The organism is Cyclobacteriaceae bacterium (assembly GCA_025808415.1).
GTDB lineage: Bacteria > Bacteroidota > Bacteroidia > Cytophagales > Cyclobacteriaceae > UBA2336.
Window position 1 is genome coordinate 2,272,444 of record CP075525.1, and the last position, 21,539, is coordinate 2,293,982.

The following is a 21,539-nucleotide window of genomic DNA, read 5'->3' on the forward strand; positions in this document are numbered from 1 at the left end:
TTCTTTAAAGTAATTAAATTAAAAGCCGGAGTGAATTTTTCATTCCGGCTTTTTCTTTTGAATTTAGGTCAAACATAAAATCGGATGCGCAAACTATTACTTGTCATTCTAACGACTATTGGCCTGACCAAATCCGTGTATGCGCAAGAGTCCCTTCAAGGTGTAAGTTTCTCATCGCTGACCATCACCGATAATTTCTGGAAACCCCGGCTGCAAACCATTGCCACCAAAACCTTGAATGCCTGCATTGCACAAACGGAAATTAAAACTCCACGGATTCGAAATTTTGAGAAGATTGTGAATAAAACAGGCGAGAGACATGAAGGGATTTATTATGATGACAGTGATGTTTATAAAGCCCTTGAAGCGATTGCCTATTCACTTAACAATTTTCCGGATAAGAAACTTGAAGAAACAGCTGATCGCTGGATTGATGTAATCAGCAAGTCCCAGCTTCAGGATGGGTATTTGAACACCTATTACCAGCTCGGTGATCTTTCGCAACGCTGGACCGACATTGAAAAGCACGAGGACTATAATGCAGGACATTTGATCGAAGCTGCCGTTGCTTATTACCATGCAACCGGAAAGGACAAACTGCTTCAAACTGCCATACGGTTCGCCAATCATATTGACTCCACCTTTCGGCTGGGCAACAAACCCTGGTTCAGTGGACATCAGGAAATTGAGCTGGCATTGGTCAAACTCTATAATGTTACCAGAAATGATCGATACCTGAAGCTAAGTGAGTGGTACCTGCAGCAACGCGGCAAAGGGCATTATCCTTATGGCACGAATTGGATTACGCCCGATTACTGGCAGGATTTAAAGCCTGTACATGAGCAGACCGAAATTACTGGTCATGCCGTTCGTGCCATGTATCAATACACGGGTGCGGCAGATGTCGCAGTTGCCTTACGTCATAAACAATATGCTGAGGCTATGCGGGCAGTATGGGAAGATGTTGTCTTCAGAAATCTGTACATCACCGGTGGCATCGGATCATCAGGTCGCAATGAGGGTTTTTCAATCGACTATGATTTGCCAAATATGAATGCTTATTGTGAAACGTGTGCTTCCGTAGGCATGGTATTCTGGAACCAGCGCATGAACCGGTTAAACGGTGACAGTAAATTTATTGATGTGCTCGAGCGGAGTTTATATAACGGTTCACTATCCGGATTGTCCTTAACCGGTGACCGGTTCTTTTATGGTAACCCGTTGGCATCGTTTGGTACGCATACGCGAAAGGAATGGTTTGGCACTGCGTGTTGCCCATCTAACATTGCCCGATTAACCGCGTCAGTTGGTGATTATATATACGCCACTTCTACAACGGGTCTGTGGATCAACCTGTTTATTGCAAACAAAGCAAAACTTGCTGTAGGAAAACAATCCGTTTCAATTGAACTGGATACAAATTATCCTTGGGATGGAAAAGGAAAACTCACGGTGAACCCGGATAAGCAAGGCTCGTTTGATCTTCATGTTCGAATACCAGGTTGGGCGCAAAGCAAACCTGTTCCGGGTGACCTCTACAGCTTCAAGGAAAATAAAAACACAACGATTACGTTCCGGTTAAACGATAAAGTTATTTCTCCTGAAATCATATATGGATATGCTGTAATTAAGCGCACCTGGAAAAAGGGGGATGTAGTGGAGTGGGATTTTCCGATGGAAGTACAGGAGGTTGTAGCTCACGAACAAGTAAAGCAAAACACTGATCGTGTAGCACTACAGCGAGGGCCATTGATGTACTGTGTCGAAGGTGTTGATAATAACGGGGCGGCTTGGGATTTCATTGTTCCAGACAATACCCATTATACGTCCGAGTTTAAGCCGGATCTGCTGGGTGGTGTAGTTGTTATTACATTCGAAGCCCAGGCATTGAAGGGTGGATCATCCCCAGCCGATGTATTGCATTATCCCAAAACCATAACTGCTATTCCTTACTATGCTTGGAATAATCGTGGCGCCAATGAAATGCAGGTATGGCTTCCTAAGAAAGTCAAGGAAGTTAGAATTAACCCGGAGAATTAATGGATATGGAACTATCGATGCGAGTTTACATTATATTTTTGATGTGGATTGCATCAGCCTGCAGTAAGCAGAAGAATACAGATATTGGGATAACCTTTACCGATTTTGGTATGATTGACACAACAACTATTAAACAGTATTCGATCAGGAATAAGGCAGGTATGAAGGTTAGCGTACTAAACTATGGCGGAACCATTACAGAAATTTTAGTACCTGATCGAAACGGTAACTTTGAAAATATTGTACTTGGCTTTCCAACACTTGAAGGTTATCTAGGTGAAAACAATCCGTACTTTGGCGCATTGATCGGGCGCTATGCCAACCGTATTAGCAGCGCTGCGTTTAGCCTTGATGGACAACAGTACAAACTTCAGGCTAATAATAATGGCAACACGTTGCATGGTGGAAACAAAGGTTTCGACAAAGTGATATGGGATGTGAAGATTGAATCCGATAGTTCTTTGCGCATGATGTATGATAGCCCCGATGGGGAAGAGGGGTTTCCCGGCAATCTTCACGTAGAAGTTGTGTTCACATTAGGAAGTAAAAATTCTCTTACGCTTGATTATACGGCAACAACCGACAAGGCAACACCGGTCAATTTAACCAGCCATGCGTACTTTAACTTGTCAGCCGGAAAAAGTTCCACCATTCTGGACCATGAACTGCAGCTTTTCACAGAACGGATAACGGAAGTGGATGATTACCTTCTTCCAACAGGAAAATTCATGGAAGTATTTGGTACGGCTTTCGATTTTCTCAAAGCAAGGAGCATTGGTCGGGATATGGGGCAAGTACGCGGTGGTTATGATCATAACTTTGTATTGCTGGAAGCAGAAGAAACCGGGTTGTCGCGTCCCGCAGCTAAACTCTACGACCCTTTGAGCGGGAGAGAGATGCGTCTGTATACATCAGAACCCGGTCTGCAATTCTATTCAGGCAATTTTCTCGATGGCACTATTACCGGAAAGAACGGGCACGTTTATGTTAAGCATGCCGGATTATGTCTGGAGCCACAGCATTTTCCGGATTCGCCCAATCAACCACACTTTCCAAATACGATTTTACAACCGGGCGAAATTTATCGCCAGACAAGCCGCTTTGAATTTTTAATTCGATGAGAGTTACATGCTCATTCCTGTTGGTGCTGATCATACGAGTGGTTATTGCTCAACCCCTTGATGATTTGGTTGCGCAGGAGGGAAGGGTTACGATAATCAAATCAGGTTCACGATCATGGTTGGTAAAACTTCCGTTAGTCACATTTAGGGTTAACGACATTCTGCATCATTCAGAAGGTAAAGGTTTGTTGGAAGTAAATAGCTCCGATTTTCAGTATTCAGATCAAGGTCTTTCTTTTCGGATTACATTCACTAATCCAACCAAAGACACGCTTACCCTTACCAATGTTGTTCCTTTTGGTGAGCTCGACAAAGAAGCTGTTATTACCGGACTGGGCAAACATCCATTATCGCGAACGCATTTGTTCTTACCCAACCGGAATCCCGTAAACGTTATCGTGCCCGATAATGCCTGGAACCTTGGGTATTCAGCATCGAAACTTGATGCTGAATACCGGCTAGTTGGATTAGCCAGGCGTGATCCGGACTCATTTGTTAAGGCCAACCGAAAACGATTCGAAACCATTTTGCTACCGGGTGTAGGCTCGGTGTCGTATTTGATTTATGCCGATTTGTACAGGGGCGAATGGCAGGAGGGACTTCGTGAGGTATTTCAAAAACGCTACTTGTACGATTTAAGTGAGTTTAACGATGATCTTTATAAACGGACTGATTTACAGTGGATAAAAAAAACTTATGTCATGCATTTGATGATGGCGTGGGACAAAGACTACTATGACTACAAAACCGGACAATTTAACTGGCAGCAATTTCAAAAGCGCGGTCAGCAATGGTACGGTGGTGACGATGTTATTTGCCTGTGGCCCACATGGCCCACCTTGGGTTTGGACCAACGTAACCAGTTTGATCTGTACCGCGATCTGCCGGGTGGACTGGGCAAACTTCGTGTGTTAGCTGATTCACTTCGGGCGCATGGTACAAAGTTTTTCATCGCGTACAATCCATGGGATGAAAGCACCCGATCGGAAGGGCACTTGCTAGGATTGGCCGATCTTATAAAGGAAACTTCTGCGGATGGTGTTGTGCTTGATACCAAAGGCGAGTCGAGCAGGGAGTTGCAGGAAGCTGCTGATGCCGTGAAGCCGGGCGTGATTATGTACAGCGAAGGCATGGCGGTGCCGAAGGATATGCCGGGCATCATCAGTGGTCGCGTGCACAATGCGTTGTACTACCCTCCAATGCTCAACCTCAATAAATTTATCCGCCCCGACTTCTCCATCTTTCGGGTAGCCGAAGTGTTTAAGGAAAGAATAAAACGGGAGTACGCACTCGCTTTCTTCAACGGTTACGGAACGGAGATCAATCAATTTGCACCTGGTCATCCGGAGTGGGAAGAAGAGCAGTACAGGTTCCTGGGGCGTACTACGCGCATCTTGCGCGAGAATAATTCAGCCTTTACTTCATTTGACTGGACCCCTTTAGTGCCAACCCTTCGCGATAGTATTTGGGTTAACGCATGGCCAGCCCGCGACATCAGTATCTACACGGTATTCAGGCCGAAGAAAACCATCTACACCATTTTTAGCCTGAAGCCCGAAGGTTATAAAGGTGCTTTATTTGAAATTGATCAGGAAGCTGGGTATCACTACGTTGACCTGTGGCACCATGAAGAAATTATTCCGGTAGCTGTAAATAATAGGTTGCATGCACAAGTAAAGCTTGAAGCTTTTAACAGTTATGAACTGGGAACGAATAATGAAGGCGCGGTTGGTTGTGTTGCAAAATTACCCCAATTGCTGCGTGTATCTTATCGCAATAATTACCTTAGCATAGAAGCCGGTAAAGGAACTGAAATACGGTTGTGGGCGGGTAGCCCGGCTTATGGCAAAGATTACCACACGCTGGCCCGCGAGCAACATGAACTATTTCTTCCAGACCTTATCGGGCGGTATGAAGGTAAGGTGGTGATACAACTTTTTGATGGCGATGAATTAGCCGATGAGCGAATTATCGATATCAAGCCAGGCACACCGCGACTAATATCAAAGTCTCAGGTTACTGCATCTTCATCAGTTGTCAGCAAAGCACCAATAGGTATGGTGCGTATTCCGGCAGGAAAATTTATTTTCAAATCCATGCAAGGAGATGCTTTTATTCCGTACCCGGAAGAAGGAGAGGGGGAATACAGCATGAAATCTTTCTGGATGGACCGCACTCCGGTAACCAATTTACAATTCAGGCAGTTTCTTCAAGCTACTGGTTATCGTCCTGCTGATACTGCCAACTTCTTAAAGCACTGGATAAAAGGAAACATTCGTCCAGGCGAAGAAAACTTCCCGGTCGTTTACGTTTCCTACGAAGATGGTCAGGCATATGCTAAATGGGCCGGTAAGCGACTACCTACTGAATTGGAGTGGCAATACGCAGCGCAAACAGAAAAGGGCAACGAGTGGCCCTGGAAACAAACCAAACCGGTAAAGCGCACAACGCAATATGTTACCGAAACACTTACGGTATCGGCAATTGAAGGTATCAACCCGCGTAATGCCAACTTGGGTGATGGGAAATTATATGCTGTTGGCAAGTATCCGCGCGGAGCCAATCCGTATGGTTTGCTTGACTTATCAGGATGTGTTTGGCAACTCACCAACGACATCTACGAAAGCGGAAGTTACCGGTACATCATCATGAAGGGGGGAAGCTATTTCAAACCATCGTCAAGCTGGTGGTATGTGCAGGGCGGCCCACGTGAATTGCATTACCGGCAGGCATTGTTGCGCGTAAGTGAAGGTTTTGAACGTAACGCTACGGTTGGGTTCCGTTGTATAAAAGACTGACCTACACGTATAACGCTTCCTTTTGTTCAGCCACTTTCTCGCTTGAAATATACTCATCATACGTCATCAGCTTATCAATGCAGCCGTTGGGAGTAAGTTCAATGATGCGATTCGCTACAGTTTGTGTAAACTCATGATCGTGCGAGGTGAACAGCACAGTACCCGGAAAGTCTTTTAAGGCATTGTTGAAAGCCGTGATAGATTCCAGGTCGAGGTGATTGGTGGGTTCATCCAATATCAGCACATTTGCACCGGTGAGCATCATGCGTGAAATCATGCAGCGCACTTTCTCGCCACCAGAAAGCACGGTGCATTTTTTAAAAACTTCCTCACCTGAAAAAAGCATCTTACCTAAAAAGCCGCGGATGTAGATCTCGTCACGGTTTTCTTCTTCAGCATATTGGCGCAACCAGTCGATCAGGTTATCATCGGATTGGAAATAGTTCTCGTTGTTCGATGGAAGATAGGCCGTGGTAATGGTTTGCCCGAACTTAAACGTACCGGCAGTGGCTTTGAGCTCACCCATTAAAATCTGAAACAGTGAAGTGATTGCCAGGCTGTCTTTGCTCAGGAAAGCAATTTTATCACCTTTGTTCACGTAAAAATCAAGGTTGGTGAACAGGGGCGAGTCGTTATTGGAATATCCGAGGCCAACGGCATGCAGTATCTGATCACCGGCTTCCCGGTTTTGTTTAAAGATAATGGCTGGATACCTGCGGGTAGAGGCCTGAATTTCATCCACGTTAATCTTTTCCAGCAATTTGCGTCTGCTGGTGGCTTGGCGCGATTTGGAAGCGTTGGCACTGAAGCGGGCTATAAACTCCTGCAATTCCTTACGCTTTTCTTCAGCTTTTTTGTTAGCAGCCGAACGCTGGGAGAGGGCCAACTGGCTGGATTGATACCAGAAGGAATAGTTGCCCGTATACAAGCGTATTGCCTGAAAGTCGATATCAACAATGTGGGTGCATACGGTATCAAGAAAGTGGCGATCGTGGGAAACCACAATAACGGTATTCTCAAATTCAAGTAAGAAGTCTTCCAGCCACGTTATCGTATTAATGTCCAGATCGTTAGTAGGCTCATCGAGAATTAAAATATCAGGGTTTCCATACAGCGCCTGCGCGAGAAGCACACGAACTTTTCCGGAACCATCCAGTTCTTTTACAAGCTTGAAATGATCTTCTTCTTTAATGCCTAAACCACTCAGCAGGGCAGCCGCATCCGATTGAGCATTCCATCCATTCAGCTCAGCAAACTCAGCTTCCAGGTCGGAGGCGCGCATGCCATCAGCCTCAGAAAAGTCGGGTTTGGCGTATAGGGCATCTTTTTCCTGCATGATGCTCCAAAGCTTTGCGTAGCCCATCATTACAGTATCCAAAACCGATATTTCATCAAACTCGTAGTGATTCTGCTTTAATACAGCCATACGCTTGCCTGGCTCCATGCTCACATTTCCGCGGGTAGGGTCGATGTCACCCGACAGTATTTTCAGAAAAGTGGATTTACCGGCACCATTGGCGCCAATTACACCGTAACAATTGCCTTGGGTGAAGCGAAGGCTTACTTCATCAAATAGAACACGTTTACCGAATTGTAGTGATAATTTGTTTACGGCCAGCATGGGTTTTTAAATAAGGCGCGAATATAAGTATTGCGCCTTAATAACAGCATATACAAAACCCTTTAGTTCCACCCCCCACCCATAGCTTTGTATAGATCGATATAAGCATGGAAAAATTGCTTTTGGGCATTGGTGTATTGCAACTCAGATTCCAACACGTTCCTGCGAATCATCAATACCTCCAGGTAATTGGCAAAACCGGTTAGAAATAAATCGTTGCCGATGTTAATAGCAGCTTTTAGTTCGGTCACCTCCGCAAGCTTAAAATTACTTACCTGCTGATAAGCTTGCATGGTGTTGTACAACGAACTAACCTCGCCAACACTTTGCAAAAGCACTTTTTGATAGTTATAAATTGCTATATTTTTCTCTGCGGCTTGCCACCGGTATTGATAGCTCAATTCTTTTCGGTTTAGCAAGGGCATGGTTAATGAGCCAAGGCCCATATAGGCCAAAGAAGCAGGATTAAACAAATAGCTCGTATTGAAGCCATTAAAGGCAACAAAACCTGTTGCGTTAAATGCTGGAAAGAAAGAAGCGCGTGCTGCCTGAAGGTCGGCTTCATTTGATCTGAGTTGTGCCATTGCCTCTTTTAAATCTGGGCGATTTTCCAATAAGGCTATAGGAATGCCGGTTTGCAGTTGGGCAAGTTGGTTGGTATTGATTAACGTGTCAGCGCGGAGAATCTCACCTGGAAACTTGCCGGTTAAACCATTGAGCATATTGGAAACAAAAATCAAGTGTTGGCTGCGTTCTGCCTCCAATGCGCGTGTTTGCAGCAACTGCACCTGGAATTGTTTTACAGCCAGTTCATTTATCTGCCCGCTTTGTTTTTGGATGTCTACAATTTCCATGGCACGTTCTTGTATACTAAGGTTTTGCCGAATGATTTTTAACTCATTATCAATTGACAACAATTCGTAATAGAGGCGCGCCACTCCCGAAACGAGTTGAGTTTGAACATAGTTCTTGTAGTAACCACTGGCTTTGAATCGCTCCAGGGCGGCCTTTTTACGGTTTCGCAATTTTCCTGCAAAACCAATTTCCCAACTGGCTTGCAAGCCTAAAAAGTAATCCGGAATGGGGTTTGGAATACGTTGTTCTGCTGATATGTTTTGCGACAGGTTGGTGTCAAAATTCCCAACACCATCAATCGTGTAATCACCAAACCTGGTTACCCCATACGAAGCTCCGGCTTGTACGGAAGGATAGAAGTTACGGATGTGGTAGCGCATGTTAGCGTGTGCTTGTTCCATACGTTGTCCGGCAATTTTCATATCCTGGTTATTTTTAATAGCCGTATCAATAAGGGCAACCAGGTAAGGGTCTTTGAAAAAACTCCGCCATTGTGGAACGTTTTGATTTTTTTGCAGCACACTATCAACATGAAAATAGGTTGACGGTACAACCGTTTCATTTTTTACCTGCAGTAGCCGGGGCAACGTGCAAGAACTGAGCCCCACTAAAATCGCAAGCCATAAGTAGCCGTTATACTGTAATTTTTTAATTTTATTTTTCATAGGAGTCAAGCTCAGATAATGGCCTTTCTTCAACCGATGTTTCAATAATGGTATTCCCCAATTTTTCTTTGATGGTAGCGAACAGGAAGTAGAGTCCGGGAATAATGATAATACCAAAAATGGTTCCGATTAACATACCTCCGGCTGCTGCCGTTCCGATGGAGCGATTGCCCAACTCACCGGGGCCTGTTGCAATCACTAATGGGATCAGTCCTGCAATAAACGCGAACGAAGTCATAAGGATTGGGCGAAAACGTGTTGCGGCACCTTCGATGGTGGCTTCCAATATACTGGCGCCTTGCTTGTGTTTTAAAATGGCGAACTCGATTATGAGGATGGCATTTTTACCCAATAGCCCCACCAGCATGATCAGTGACACTTGTGCGTAAATGTTGTTTTCCAACCCGAGCAATTGAAGGGATAGGAAAGCTCCGAAGATACCGGTAGGTAACGAAAGGATAACCGGCAGCGGTAATAGGAAACTTTCATATTGTGCCGAGAGCAATAAGTACACAAACACCAGGCAGATGATGAAAATATAGATGGCCTGGTTACCTGCTAAAATTTCCTCGCGCGTAATACCCGACCATTCATAGGTAAAACCTCTCGGCAATTCTTTAGCAACTTCTTCAATGGCCTTTATGGCCTGGCCGCTACTAAAACCTGCAGCCGCTTCACCGTTAATCATGGTGGCGTTAAACATGTTGTAACGTGTGATCATCTCAGGGCCATAAACCCGCTCAAGACGAATGAACGTTCCATACTGCACCATTTCGCCCCGGTTGTTCTTTACATAAAGTTTCAGTATGTCTTCCGGTTTGGCCCGGTACTCCGGACCGGCCTGCACCATCACTTTATACATCAATCCGAAGCGCACAAAATTGCTGGCGTAAAAACTACCCACCAATGTTTGTAATGTATTCATGGCATTGGCTACGCTTACATCTTTCTTGGCTGCCATTTTATAATCCACATGTATGAGGTATTGCGGAAAACTGGGGTCAAAACTGGTGAAGGCGTTGGCTACCTCGGGGCGGCTTTTTATTTTCTCTATGAAAGCCTGCGTAACTTCATTCATCCGGTTAAGGTTTCCGCTTCCGGTTTTATCGATCAGCCGCAGTTCAAAACCACTGGCGTTACCGAAGCCGGGTACCGTAGGAGGGGGGAAGAATTCAATTACCGCATCGTTGATGTGACTCGTTTTCTGTTGTAGTATTTTGATGAGGTCGGTTACGGATTCCTCACGTTCGTCCCAGGGCTTTAGGTTGATCATGGCCATGCCATAGGAGGAGCCTGCAGATTCAGTGATCAGGCTGTAGCCACCGAGTGTTGAAATGTTCTCAACAACATCAATTTCCTGGCTCACCCGGGTGATCTCGTCCAGCACTTTGCCGGTACGCTCAACGGTAGCACCTACTGGAGTAGTTACGTTAACATAAATCACACCCTGGTCTTCGGTTGGTATAAATCCGGAAGGAAGAAACTTATTCACACCCCAAATGCCCAACACAAATACCAGGGTAACCGTAATGGTAATTCTCTTTTTAGATGCATACCGCCTTACCAGTTCTTTATATCCTGATTCCAATTTTCCATAACCGAAATTGAATCGGTTGAAAAATGCCTGTAGCCATTTATTGGAACTGCCATGTGTTGGTTTAAGAATGATCGCGCAGAGGGCAGGCGTAAGCGTTAATGCATTGACACCCGAAATGAAAATAGCAATGGCCAAGGTTAACGAAAACTGTCGGTAAAAAATCCCTACCGGCCCTGACATAAACGCAACCGGAATAAAAACAGCAGACATAACCAGTGTAATGGCGATAATAGCCCCACCGATTTCATGCATGGAACGAAGGGTTGCTTTTTTTGCATCGATTTTGTCTTCCTGCATTTTGGCGTGAATGGCTTCTACTACCACAATGGCATTGTCCACCACAATACCTATGGCTAACACCATGGCAAACAACGTAAGCAGGTTGATCGAGAAATCAAGCAACTGCATAAAAGCAAACGTACCAATAATGGCCACCGGCACCGCCAGGGCGGGAATGAGGGTGGACCGGAAATCCTGAAGGAAAATAAACACAACAATAGAAACCAGTATAAAGGCTTCAATAAGTGTCTTCACCACTTCGGAAATGGATGCATCAAGGAAGCGCGAAACATCATAGGCAAAATTATATTTCATTTTTGGCGGGAAGGCCGAAGCTTCCAACTCGGCCATGCGCTTTTTGACATTTTGAATAACCTCTCGCGCATTTGATCCCGGGCGTTGCTTGATCATGATAGAGGCCGAGGGCTTTCCATCGGTCTTGGAATCCATGTGGTAACTGAACGAACCGAACTCCACTTCAGCCACATCTTTTAAACTCAAGAGCGAGCCATCCTGATTGGATTTAATTACAATGTTTTCGTATTGCTCAACATCAATAAACTTACCGGTGTATTTCAAAACATACTGTAAGGATTGCGCCAGCTTGTCGGAGCTTTCACCTGTCTTTCCCGGTGCAGCTTCTACATTTTGTGCGCGGATGGCTTCGATCACTTCATCGGTAGAAATGGAATACGCAGCAAGTTTTTCAGGGTGCAGCCATACGCGCATCGAGTAATCGCGCATGCCCATAATTTCGGCATAGCCTACACCATCAATACGCTTGAGTTCAGGAAGGATGTTGATATCGGCAAAATTGTAAACGAATTTTTCATCAGCAGCCTCATCATCGCTGAACAGGTTAAGGTATAACAACATGCTGTTCACTTCTTTTTCCGTTTGCACCCCGGCCTTGATTACTTCTTCCGGAAGTTCATCAAGCACGGTGCTTACACGGTTTTGCACGTTCACCGCGGCTACGTCCGGATCGGTGCCTACTTTAAAAAACACAGTAATCAGTGTTGTACCGTTGTTTGAAGACACCGATGACATATACGTCATGCCCGGTACACCATTAATAGCTCGTTCAATAGGGGTGGCCACGGCTTTCGCGCATACTTCAGCATTTGCACCGGTGTATTTTGCCGTTACAGTTACCGATGGCGGAACAATTTCAGGAAACTGCGTTACCGGTAAACTGGTAAGTGCCAGTAAACCCAACAAGGTTATCATTAACGATACCACCAGCGACAGGATAGGCCGTTGAATAAAAGTATCCAGCATGGCTTACTGATTTAAGGTGTTTTCCCTCAACAATTCATCGGCTGTTACAGCCCGAGGTTTTATGACCATACCTTCGCGCACATTCTGAATACCCTCATAAACAAATTGATCCGACTCGGTAAGTCCACTGCCTACTACGTAGAAGTCGCCAAGGCGCCCGATGGGCACGAAGCTCTTTAACCCAAGTGTTTGGTTGGCATTTAACAAGTAGACGTAGTTCTTATCCTGTATTTCAATACCTGATTTTTGTGGTAGGAGCAGGGCCCCGTTTCGGGTATCCTGCAACCGTATTTTACCGGTTGAACCGTGCTTTAACAATCGATTTGGATTTTGAAACTTGGCGCGCACGGCAATGGCCCCGGTGCCTACCTCAAACTCACTTTCCATGGTTTCAATAGTTCCTTTAAGCGGATAAAGTGTTCCGTCTGCCAGGATCAACTCAACGTTGGAAAGGTAAAACTCATTTCTGCTTTTTGCCTTGCTGAAATTCATCAGGTACTCCACCTCCGAAACGTTAAAATAAGCGTTGACCGTTTCAATATCCGACAGGGTGGTTAACAACGCGCCAGCCGAAATCAAACTTCCGATCTTAAATGGGATGCGGTCGATTATACCGTTGAACGGGGAGCGGATACTGGTATTGGCCAGGCGGATGGAAGCAGCCACTTCTTCAGCCTTTGCCTGTTCCACACGCGACCGGGCAATTTCAACTTTGGCTTCCGCCAGGTCCAGTTCGGTCTTTGTAATAACATTCTTATTTACCAGTAACCGGACGCGTTCCAGTTCAACCAAAGCCGATTTGGTTTCGGCCTCGGCACTGATCACGTTTGCCCTGGCACGGTTTAAATCTGCACGGTACTCATCCTCATTGATCTTGAAAAGAAGTTGACCTTTCTTAACTTCTTTACCTTCATCAACCAGTATTTCTTCCAGGTAGCCCTCAACACGCGCCCGCACTTCAATATTTTGAAACGCCTGGATATTGGCCACGTACTCAAGCGGGATACTTATATTGCGCTTGATGACCGTGGTTACCGGAAATTCCTCCGGTTCGGTTAATTCAGCCGATTGATCTTTTGACCGACACGAAACTGCCAGCAGGGCAGTGAGCACTATAAGCTTAAGAATGTGAAATGGATTACAGTACATGATTTGTTTTAAAAAAATTAATTGACCTTATGGATAGAACAGGTTAAACCCTGAAGGGGTTATATATTATATGGGTAAACCCTGGGAAGCGTAAAAGACTTACGCTTGAAATAAATCAAAAGAGCTTTCTGAGATGAAGTATGCGGAGGACTTCGCTAAAAGTAGTACAGGCTCCAAAATAGGTAACTTGTTGATAACCAGAATGCCTAAATGTAGTTTTTAAGAGACTAAAAGCATTGGCAGGCCAGTCGGCATGTATGCTGCCGCTTGGCGAGAAACTAACCCGGGAACGTTCTGATCGCTTTACTATAGGTGAGAACTCATCGAGTTCCTCCTGGTTGCCAGCCGGGATATCTCGTTTTTTTAATGCCTCCAATAAAAACTCAGCCAAGGATACCGGTTGATAAGTTGATTGGAGCACAAAATCGGGCTGATGATCCTCAAATAGTGCTGCATTGAGGAAAATCAATATGAAGAAATTAGTAAGGGAATTTCTTAAGAGAGCCTTCACTGTAGTAAAAAGTAGCTGCAAAAGTGCAGAAGGAAAAGACAATTTTCAAATGCGATTGTACGAATGGCAATTACATAGTTAATTCTGACAGAACATTGGCATCCGTTACAGCAACCACTCCGGGTCGGGTGCCGGGCCTGGTGGAGCAGGCGGGATGACTTCAACATTTATTAAACTTAACATAATATAAATTATATAACTATTGCTTGGCTAACTGGCTGACCCGCATTTATATAATCATATTATGTTAACCAACTGGCGCCTCCATCACACAATCTCTGCGGGCGCCATCTGGGGGTTTACGGTTCTGTATGAAGTACGGGAAGTTGCCGCGCTTGCCAACCCTGCCTTTGCCGGCAGGCAGGCGCACAGTTATATAATTTGACGTTATATTAAATATTCTGGAGCTAAAAAATGGAAAGTTGATATCGAAAGTGCCTGGCCAGGCAGACAGCGAATTTGTTCCTGTATCAAAAGACGTTTGCACCGTAAAAGACAAGCAAGGCTACAACATCACGTTTCACAAAAGCAACGACAAAATAACAGGCTTTACCTCGGTGCAGCCAAACGGAACCTTTAAAGCAACTAAAAAGAGTTGATAACTATCTGAGCAGATCAAAGTGAGGCAACAATAAGTTATCATATGGTAATTAGTCAAACCAACATAAAGTGTTTCCTTGTAAAAAAATATTTCATGTTGGTCACTCCTAATTCCGTTAATTCACTAAAACCGCCCGTTGCGTATTCGGCTAAGGCTTTGCTTGGTGATACCCAAATAACCTGCCATATCAGAGACCGGTATTTCGTTCAAATGCTTGACATGAGTGTTTACCAATTGTTTATAGCGATCTTCAGCCGTAATGGCCAGAGAATCGATCAATCGGTTTTGCAGCACAGTAACATAGCGGGCCAGAAAGAAATTCACAGTAGCGAGGTATTTTTCCTTTTTCATTTCCTGCTCAAGGTCTTGCCAGCGGCACACAGTAATGTCAGCATCGGCTACAGCCACAATAGAAAAATTAGTTCGGCTTGTGCCAAGAAGCGATGCGGGGTCTCCGTCAACATCACCGGGGAATGTAAAGCCAAGAATAAATTCGCGATCATTGATTGGGCGTACGGTTTTAAAAATGCCCTTATTGATATAGAAAAAGAAATCGTTGGTAGTATCAGGCGTCATAACAGACTCCAACCGCTGCACGTGCCGAGGCTTGCCAATTTTATGTAATGCAGTAAGCAAGTCAATCGAAAACTTGTTGTGATTGCGGTGGATATGGAATTCTGGCATCATGGATTTAAAAATAATCAATAAGTTAACACAGGTGCGTTTCGATCACTAAGTAACGATAACAGATAGATTGAAATTTACAAAAATGTGAAACGTAAAATAACTTCAACTCATGCTCAGAAATTATTTTCTTCTTTCGCTGCGAGGCATACTTCGCTATAAAATGCTATCAAGTACTAAAGGCTGCCTTGCAAAACCCACCTGAAAGTTCAAGGAGAGAGTAACCTGCAACAAAGCCTTACTTCAATATTCAAATAGACTTTTACCAATAATGAAAAATTACTTCTTTTTAGGTACTCGGTATGCTCGGATAGTATTAACTCATATACTGGTTCTTTTAGCATCAACACTTAGTAATTGCTCATCTGGTGATGAGCCTACGGCAAACAAACCTCGAAAAGTGAGATATGAAATCACCGGTAATTTCAGTGGAACACTTACGGTGGTTTATACCTCGTTAACCGGGGGCAGTCGGGTGGAAAACAATGTTCCAATGGGATGGTCTATGGAAATGGAATATCCCGCTTCTACTTCATCGATTGGCATTGGCGCCCAAGCATCAACTCTTGGATCACCCGGGCAAACTGCTGTGATCAAAATAGTTGTAGATGGCAAAGAAGTAAAATCTTCCTCAGCCACTGCAGGATCTCTGGGCGAAATGATAATACCGACTATCTCCTACTCTTTCTAGTCAATCAATTTATTCTATGAGTCAGCAATTAAAAGAATGGAAAGCTAAAGGTCAGTATTACCGGCATCGCGGCCATGCTGCATTCTACCGTATGGAAGGTAGTGGGCAGGCATTATTGATTTGCCACGGATACCCATATAATACTTATGACTTCAAAGAAATTTGGCCGTCCCTTACTTCTATGTTTCAGGTAATCGCCCCGGATATGTTGGGGATGGGTTTCTCTGACAAGCCGAGTAACTATGATTACAGCTTTGCGGATCATGCAAATTTTTATACTAAATTGTTGCACAAGCTTGGCATAAACAAAGTACATGTCTTGTCGCACGATCTGGGCAACAGCGTAGTTCAGGAATTACTGGCACGCCAACATTCGGGTACTAATTCATTTGAAATCCTTTCTGTAGCTTTTCTTAACGGAGGACTGTTCACTGATGTCTACAAGCCTCGCCTCATTCAGAAACTACTCTCTCAAACTCCCCCACCGATAGGAAAATTGATCAGCCGGTTGATGACAAAACGTAGTGTGAGCCGGGCAACAGCAGAAGTATTTGGTGCTACCACAAAACCTTCTGCTGAGTTATTGCACGATTTCTGGGAGATACTCAATTACAATAATGGCAAGTTACTGGCTTGGAAAATAGGGCGGTTAATTTTTGATAAAGAACCCCATCAATCACGATGGATAGCCGCTATGCAACAAACAAAAGTCCCGATGATATTCATCAATGGGCCTGCTGATCCCAACTCCGGCATTCACATGGCGAATCGGTATAAAGAGTTGATTCCGAATCCTCAAGTCATTTTGTTGCCGGAGGCTATTGGTCACTGGCCGCAGTTGGAAGCACCTGATGAAGTGTTGCGAGTATTCTTGCAATTCCATCAAAGAGTGCATACAGAAAGCAAATCACTGAAATAAATACATTAGACCGTAACATGAAGGAGCACTCCAACGTCATCAAAGCGAACTTGTGATTTATGAAGTTTTCGCAATCAAAAGATGACTATGTCCGTAAACTTCTTGGAAAGTATTTTAGGGATTTTTCATTTTCTCGATTGTCCGGTGGGGAATCTGCAGCTGAGCTCTATAAAATTAAAACGGAGTATAATCGAAATTATATTCTCAAAAAACAAAACCAAAGTTTAGAGAGTGAATACCTTAATTATAAATGGCTTCAAAATAAAGTGCCGGTTCCTGAAATCATTTTCTATACCCATGGAGACGGACAGGATTTTTTATGTATAACCGAGGTTCAGGGGAAATCACTGGATTTATTCATTGGATCGGTTGAGGCTGATGTGATTGTTAGTAGCTATGCCAGGGCGCTGAAACTACTTCACTCACAGAAAACAGACAATAAAGTAATTGTTTGTAATCTCGATAAAAGAATCGCTGAAGCGGAAAGGAATGTGAAAAATAACCTGGTAAACCCATCTCACTTTAAGTCTGAAAACCAACAGTACGAGCCTTATGAACTTTTTCTTCGGCTAGAAAAGAGTAAGCCATCAAGCGCAGAACTTGTATTTACACATGGCGACTATTGCTTGGATAATCTGATTTACAGTGATGGAATGCTAAGTGGTTTCGTTGATTTGGGAAACGGTGGAGTGGCCGATAAGTATCAGGACCTGGCCCTTGCTGTAAGAAGCATTCTTGACAATTTCACCCTTGACCATGTTGAGTTATTTTATAAAGTGTACGGCCTTCGAAACATCGACAAAAGCAAACTTGAATTCTATACATTGTTAGATGAATTTTTTTAGGAAATAATTCACCAATGAAAGAAAGTAAAAATGATGAAAGGCAAAAGCAATAAGACTAATGCGTCAACACCCGCGGCCCTGGTTTACCGCTTCTATTTTTATTGCTTTTACCACCCTAACATCAACAACCATCTTCAAGTCTCACTAACATACTGGCTGACACATTTTGGGGCCCATTCAGGGACGATAAATTATCATATCTTGAGAAAATTTTATCTGGTTAATCGAGCGTGAATTTGAGTATTGTAGCCGTGTTTGAATTATTTTGCACCCGATGCGCGCAGCGGATATCATGTTGGTGGTCATTAGTGGCCTTGGGGTTATCCACGGGCTACTGCTGGCTGTATTTCTCTGGGTATACCGGAAAGGGAACGCGCTCTCCAATAAATTGCTTAGTGCGCTGCTCTTTGTACTTTCCCTCCGGGTTGGTAAATCAGTGTTCCTGGCATTCACCGACCGAATTGACATCAAAATCATTTTTGCAGGCCTTGGCACCATCATGGCTATTGGGCCACTGTATTACCTTTTCATCCTCTCCTGCACACGTAAATCATTCCGGCTGGCTACCCGGCATGTTCTCCATTTCATCCCAGCTTTCATCGGCTTCGGTATCGGTTTGCTGTTGGAGGAACACCACACATCAACGCTACCGCTCGGCTTTTTCGTATCAATTTTTATTTTCTATTACCTCCATTTGCTAATCTACCTGCTGTGGAGTTACCGGTATGTTCTTCAACAAAAAGCCGCTGGCCTGAGCCCGGATACCTTTGTTTTACTGCGCCTGTTCTTTTACGGCCTTCTTATGATTTGGGTGGCCTACGTGCTCAACCTGCTGGACGATGTGATACCCTACGTGGTGGGACCTATCCTCTATTCTGTGGTGGCCTATGCCATCACGTTCATCGTCATCAGCCGAGGGTACCTTTCCAGGATTGACCATGTGAAGTACAAAACTACTCCCGTCTCGGAGGAGCAAAGCGAACAGCTCTATGCCAAAGTGCTGAAACTCATGGTGGAAGAAAAGCAATTCCAAAACACCGAGCTTACCCTGAAATCGCTGAGTGAATCGCTGCACGTAAGCCCACAGGTGCTGTCGCAGGTGATCAATCAAAAAAGTGGTAAGAACTTCAATGTTTTTGTGAATGCGTTCCGTATTGAGGAATCGAAACGCCTGCTCCACCAGGAAGCATTTAAAAACCAAACCATCGCTGCGATCGCTTATGAGGTCGGGTTTAACAGCCTTTCCAGTTTCAACACGGCTTTTAAAAAACACACGGGCGAAACACCCCTGACCTACCGCCAGCAAATGACAAAATGACCTTTCTGTCTTTCGAAATGATCATTTAAGAAGCCTTTGACACGACACCACCCCACTTTTGCCAAAAAAAAAGTTATGTCTTGCAAAAGAAAAATCATAAAGTGGTCACTAATCGCAGTGGCGGTATTGGTTGTATCCATCGTCTTGTTCGGGGTATGGTTCATCAGCTTGATTCCGTCAGTACCTGAATCGGATAGGAACATCAAGGCGACTACGCCTGCTGATCTCCCCTATCTCGCAGAAAACATCGTCCCGTACCGTGGCAAAATATTGGCGGTGGTTACCAGCACCGGCCAAATGGGCAACAGCGGCAAAAGCACGGGGTATGAATTAACCGAATTGTCGCGCGCCTATTATGTATTTCAGGCCAATGGTTTTGAAGTAGAAGTGGCCAGTCCGCTGGGTGGGGCACCGCCAGTGGTTATCGATGGTGATGACATGACGGGATATGATTTCGCCTTTTTGAATGACACGATCGCGCAAGCAAAGGTGAAGCAGACCATCGCGATGAAAGACGTGGACCCCACGGCTTATCTAGCGGTGTATTTTGTGGGTGGCAAAGGCACTATGTACGATTTTCCTGACAATGAATACATTCAAGCGCTTGTCAGAGAATATTATGAGTCTGGTAAAATAGTTAGCGCAGTATGTCATGGCCCTGCGGCTCTTGTTAACGTTAGGCTAAGTGACGGTGAATTGTTATTGGCGAATCGCCAAGTCAGCAGTTTTACCAACAGAGAAGAGCTTTTGCTGATTCCCGATGCTGCCGAAATATTTCCCTTTTTGTTGCAGGATAAACTCATTGAAAAGGGCGCACGCTTTAACGAGGGTTTTCTATACCTGAACAAAGTGAGCAAGGATGGAAATCTGGTAACGGGGCAAAATCCATGGTCGACCTGGACGGTAGCCGAGTCGGTCATCGAACAGATGGGTTACGTGCCCAAAAAGCGGGGCATCACTCCGGAGGAAAACACCATATCCATTCTGGAAACCCTGGAATCGGAAGGCTACCAGCAAGCGAAAGTCGCCATTGATCGGTTTTGTACCCACGATCCAGCATCGATCGACAGAAGGTTGCTGGCCATGCATGGCGTGGTAGCCGCCATGCAATTTGATGGGATGAAGGTAGTAAAGCTGGCGCGGTTGTTATCGTACAGCAACAGCTATATGTGAAAGTTACCAATACGTCTACGACAAATTTACCTCCAGACGCAAAAAGGAAAGCAGAAGTTAATGATGGCCTTTGAAGTTACCATATGGTAACTCTACTGTCATTCGGGAAAGGTAAATTGCCGTTTTTAAATAAGGTAATAGAATCTGAATTTGTAACTATTGCTGAGTCGAAAACATCTATCAATCCAAATTGAATTTTCAGAATAACAAAAAGTATGAATGAAAGAAGATACGATTTAGATTGGTTGAGAGTAATGGCCATATTGCTATTGCATTTATTTCACTCAGCAATGCCATTTGTTTCAGAATGGGGATGGCACATTAAAAATCCAGAAACGAGTAATTTGTTTTTGGAATTTAACTATTTCTTGTCCAAATGGAGAATGCCCATCTTGTTCTTTATTTCTGGGATAGGTACTGTATTTGTTCTTAATCAGTTTAGTGCGAATTACTATATTCAACAAAGAACCAAAAGATTAATAGTACCTCTTTTATTCGGTATGCTTGTTGTTGTTCCCCCTCAAATTTACTTCGAAAGAATTTCTAATGGAGTGCCTTACACGTCTTATTTTGATTTTTTTCCGTCAATTTTCACAACAGGTGCTTATCCGAGTGGCAATCTAAGTTGGCATCACCTTTGGTTTATTGTATACCTATTCATTTATTCATTAATTGCCATTCCACTTTTTTGGTATTTCAACTCAAGAAATGGAAAAATTACGCTTGACTATGTGGCAAAAATCCCGAAAGGTTTTGGCTTATATGCATTGGGTTTAATACTATTTATCGCGAGTTTTTTATACTTCTGGTTCACAGAAGAAACACATGCACTCATAGATGATTGGGCTGGTTTTACTCGTTATTTTCTATATTTTATTTTTGGTTGTTTGATAAGCACACATGCTACTTTTTGGAATACAATAGAAAATAATAGAAGGTTACATCTAAAATTGGCGTTTTTTAGTATCATATCCATAAACATCTTGCGTTGGAATGACATAGAGCCTGTATGGGGCTGGAATTTGCCCAATTTACTATTCTTGGCATTAATGGTTTTTAATGCTTGGTTTTGGGTTCTCGCAATATTGGGTTATGGAAAAAAATATCTCAATTTTAACAATAGAATTTTAAAATATGCAAATGAAGGCATATATCCGTTCTATATATTACACCAGACTTTTATCGTAATTATTGCATATTATGTTGTACAAGTAAAAAACGAAAGCATACTGAATAAATATCTATTTCTGACTTTTGTTTCGTTTATACTGACTATGGGAGTGTACGAATTTTTGGTTAAACCATATAACTGGGCAAGGTTCTTCTTCGGAATGAAACCAAAATAAAAAACATCAGCCAACAACGGTTTTGCAAAGGCGGGGGTTTAATGC

At 43.9% G+C, this 21,539-nt stretch carries 17 protein-coding genes; 11 read left to right on the forward strand and 6 right to left on the reverse strand.

The window, feature by feature from the left end:
• Nucleotides 1-84: 84 nt before the first annotated feature.
• From KIT51_10415 to KIT51_10425, 3 genes are read left to right on the forward strand one after another with little or no spacing between them, the layout of a single operon-like run.
• Complete coding sequence (locus KIT51_10415) at nucleotides 85-2,040, forward strand: glycoside hydrolase family 127 protein (protein ID UYN85308.1); 1,956 nt, start codon at nucleotides 85-87, stop codon at nucleotides 2,038-2,040.
• A 17-nt stretch (nucleotides 2,041-2,057) separates the two neighbouring features.
• Nucleotides 2,058-3,161, forward strand: a complete 1,104-nt coding sequence (locus KIT51_10420; protein UYN88557.1) for a galactose mutarotase — start codon at nucleotides 2,058-2,060, stop codon at nucleotides 3,159-3,161.
• Nucleotides 3,158-5,959 (forward strand): SUMF1/EgtB/PvdO family nonheme iron enzyme, encoded by a 2,802-nt coding sequence (locus KIT51_10425; GenBank protein ID UYN85309.1) that lies wholly within the window; start codon nucleotides 3,158-3,160, stop codon nucleotides 5,957-5,959. The genes KIT51_10420 and KIT51_10425 overlap by 4 nt, the downstream gene beginning before the upstream one ends.
• 1 nt (nucleotide 5,960) lies before the next feature.
• Here KIT51_10425 and KIT51_10430 read toward each other — a convergent pair whose 3' ends face one another.
• The 5 genes from KIT51_10430 to KIT51_10450 form a co-directional block, all read right to left on the reverse strand.
• The gene (locus KIT51_10430; GenBank protein UYN85310.1) at nucleotides 5,961-7,580 is read right to left on the reverse strand and encodes an ATP-binding cassette domain-containing protein; all 1,620 of its coding nucleotides are present in this window, start codon (nucleotides 7,578-7,580) and stop codon (nucleotides 5,961-5,963) included.
• Between the two features lie 62 nt (nucleotides 7,581-7,642).
• Complete coding sequence (locus tag KIT51_10435) at nucleotides 7,643-9,100, reverse strand: TolC family protein (protein ID UYN85311.1); 1,458 nt, start codon at nucleotides 9,098-9,100, stop codon at nucleotides 7,643-7,645.
• Nucleotides 9,090-12,257, reverse strand: coding sequence for an efflux RND transporter permease subunit (locus tag KIT51_10440; protein UYN85312.1), 3,168 nt, complete (start codon nucleotides 12,255-12,257; stop codon nucleotides 9,090-9,092). The genes KIT51_10435 and KIT51_10440 overlap by 11 nt, the downstream gene beginning before the upstream one ends.
• Before the next feature lie 3 nt (nucleotides 12,258-12,260).
• The gene (locus KIT51_10445) at nucleotides 12,261-13,406 is read right to left on the reverse strand and encodes an efflux RND transporter periplasmic adaptor subunit (protein ID UYN85313.1); all 1,146 of its coding nucleotides are present in this window, start codon (nucleotides 13,404-13,406) and stop codon (nucleotides 12,261-12,263) included.
• Between the two features lie 115 nt (nucleotides 13,407-13,521).
• Nucleotides 13,522-13,917 carry a hypothetical protein gene (locus KIT51_10450; protein ID UYN85314.1) on the reverse strand — a complete coding sequence of 132 codons (396 nt, stop codon included), beginning with the start codon at nucleotides 13,915-13,917 and terminating at the stop codon, nucleotides 13,522-13,524.
• Between the two features lie 244 nt (nucleotides 13,918-14,161).
• On the opposite strand from KIT51_10450, the gene KIT51_10455 reads away from it, so the two are divergent.
• Both KIT51_10455 and KIT51_10460 read left to right on the forward strand, forming a co-directional pair.
• A complete protein-coding gene (locus KIT51_10455; protein ID UYN85315.1) occupies nucleotides 14,162-14,302 on the forward strand; it encodes a hypothetical protein in 141 nt (46 codons plus the stop codon).
• Nucleotides 14,303-14,339: 37 nt separating this feature from the next.
• A complete protein-coding gene (locus KIT51_10460; protein UYN85316.1) occupies nucleotides 14,340-14,516 on the forward strand; it encodes a hypothetical protein in 177 nt (58 codons plus the stop codon).
• Between the two features lie 125 nt (nucleotides 14,517-14,641).
• Here KIT51_10460 and KIT51_10465 read toward each other — a convergent pair whose 3' ends face one another.
• On the reverse strand, nucleotides 14,642-15,205 hold the full coding sequence (locus KIT51_10465; GenBank protein UYN85317.1) for a Crp/Fnr family transcriptional regulator: 564 nt from the start codon (nucleotides 15,203-15,205) through the stop codon (nucleotides 14,642-14,644).
• Between the two features lie 397 nt (nucleotides 15,206-15,602).
• Between KIT51_10465 and KIT51_10470 the strand changes: the two genes are divergently transcribed.
• The 6 genes from KIT51_10470 to KIT51_10495 all read left to right on the forward strand — a co-directional run bounded on the left by KIT51_10470 (nucleotide 15,603) and on the right by KIT51_10495 (nucleotide 21,494).
• Entirely contained in the window at nucleotides 15,603-15,893 is a 291-nt protein-coding gene (locus KIT51_10470; GenBank protein UYN85318.1) for a hypothetical protein, read from the forward strand.
• 16 nt (nucleotides 15,894-15,909) lie between these two features.
• Nucleotides 15,910-16,812 (forward strand): alpha/beta hydrolase, encoded by a 903-nt coding sequence (locus KIT51_10475; GenBank protein ID UYN85319.1) that lies wholly within the window; start codon nucleotides 15,910-15,912, stop codon nucleotides 16,810-16,812.
• A 59-nt stretch (nucleotides 16,813-16,871) separates the two neighbouring features.
• Nucleotides 16,872-17,657, forward strand: a complete 786-nt coding sequence (locus tag KIT51_10480) for an aminoglycoside 3'-phosphotransferase (protein UYN85320.1) — start codon at nucleotides 16,872-16,874, stop codon at nucleotides 17,655-17,657.
• A gap of 274 nt (nucleotides 17,658-17,931) precedes the next feature.
• Nucleotides 17,932-18,975, forward strand: a complete 1,044-nt coding sequence (locus KIT51_10485; protein ID UYN85321.1) for an AraC family transcriptional regulator — start codon at nucleotides 17,932-17,934, stop codon at nucleotides 18,973-18,975.
• 75 nt (nucleotides 18,976-19,050) lie between these two features.
• Nucleotides 19,051-20,148: a type 1 glutamine amidotransferase domain-containing protein gene (locus tag KIT51_10490; GenBank protein ID UYN85322.1), complete on the forward strand. Its 1,098-nt coding sequence runs from the start codon at nucleotides 19,051-19,053 to the stop codon at nucleotides 20,146-20,148.
• Between the two features lie 215 nt (nucleotides 20,149-20,363).
• Nucleotides 20,364-21,494: an acyltransferase gene (locus KIT51_10495; GenBank protein ID UYN85323.1), complete on the forward strand. Its 1,131-nt coding sequence runs from the start codon at nucleotides 20,364-20,366 to the stop codon at nucleotides 21,492-21,494.
• Nucleotides 21,495-21,539: the final 45 nt, after the last annotated feature.

What these genes read in the sequence shown, in the direction of transcription:
- KIT51_10475 (UYN85319.1), top strand. Translation starts at nt 15,910, where the DNA reads ATGAGTCAGCAATTAAAAGAATGGAAAGCTAAAGGTCAGTATTACCGG.
- KIT51_10495 (UYN85323.1), top strand. Translation starts at nt 20,364, where the DNA reads ATGAATGAAAGAAGATACGATTTAGATTGGTTGAGAGTAATGGCCATA.
- KIT51_10415 (UYN85308.1), top strand. Translation starts at nt 85, where the DNA reads ATGCGCAAACTATTACTTGTCATTCTAACGACTATTGGCCTGACCAAA.
- KIT51_10480 (UYN85320.1), top strand. Translation starts at nt 16,872, where the DNA reads ATGAAGTTTTCGCAATCAAAAGATGACTATGTCCGTAAACTTCTTGGA.
- KIT51_10435 (UYN85311.1), bottom strand. Translation starts at nt 9,100, where the DNA reads ATGAAAAATAAAATTAAAAAATTACAGTATAACGGCTACTTATGGCTT.
- KIT51_10490 (UYN85322.1), top strand. Translation starts at nt 19,051, where the DNA reads ATGTCTTGCAAAAGAAAAATCATAAAGTGGTCACTAATCGCAGTGGCG.
- KIT51_10445 (UYN85313.1), bottom strand. Translation starts at nt 13,406, where the DNA reads ATGTACTGTAATCCATTTCACATTCTTAAGCTTATAGTGCTCACTGCC.
- KIT51_10440 (UYN85312.1), bottom strand. Translation starts at nt 12,257, where the DNA reads ATGCTGGATACTTTTATTCAACGGCCTATCCTGTCGCTGGTGGTATCG.
- KIT51_10430 (UYN85310.1), bottom strand. Translation starts at nt 7,580, where the DNA reads ATGCTGGCCGTAAACAAATTATCACTACAATTCGGTAAACGTGTTCTA.
- KIT51_10455 (UYN85315.1), top strand. Translation starts at nt 14,162, where the DNA reads ATGTTAACCAACTGGCGCCTCCATCACACAATCTCTGCGGGCGCCATC.
- KIT51_10465 (UYN85317.1), bottom strand. Translation starts at nt 15,205, where the DNA reads ATGATGCCAGAATTCCATATCCACCGCAATCACAACAAGTTTTCGATT.
- KIT51_10420 (UYN88557.1), top strand. Translation starts at nt 2,058, where the DNA reads ATGCGAGTTTACATTATATTTTTGATGTGGATTGCATCAGCCTGCAGT.
- KIT51_10485 (UYN85321.1), top strand. Translation starts at nt 17,932, where the DNA reads ATGCGCGCAGCGGATATCATGTTGGTGGTCATTAGTGGCCTTGGGGTT.
- KIT51_10425 (UYN85309.1), top strand. Translation starts at nt 3,158, where the DNA reads ATGAGAGTTACATGCTCATTCCTGTTGGTGCTGATCATACGAGTGGTT.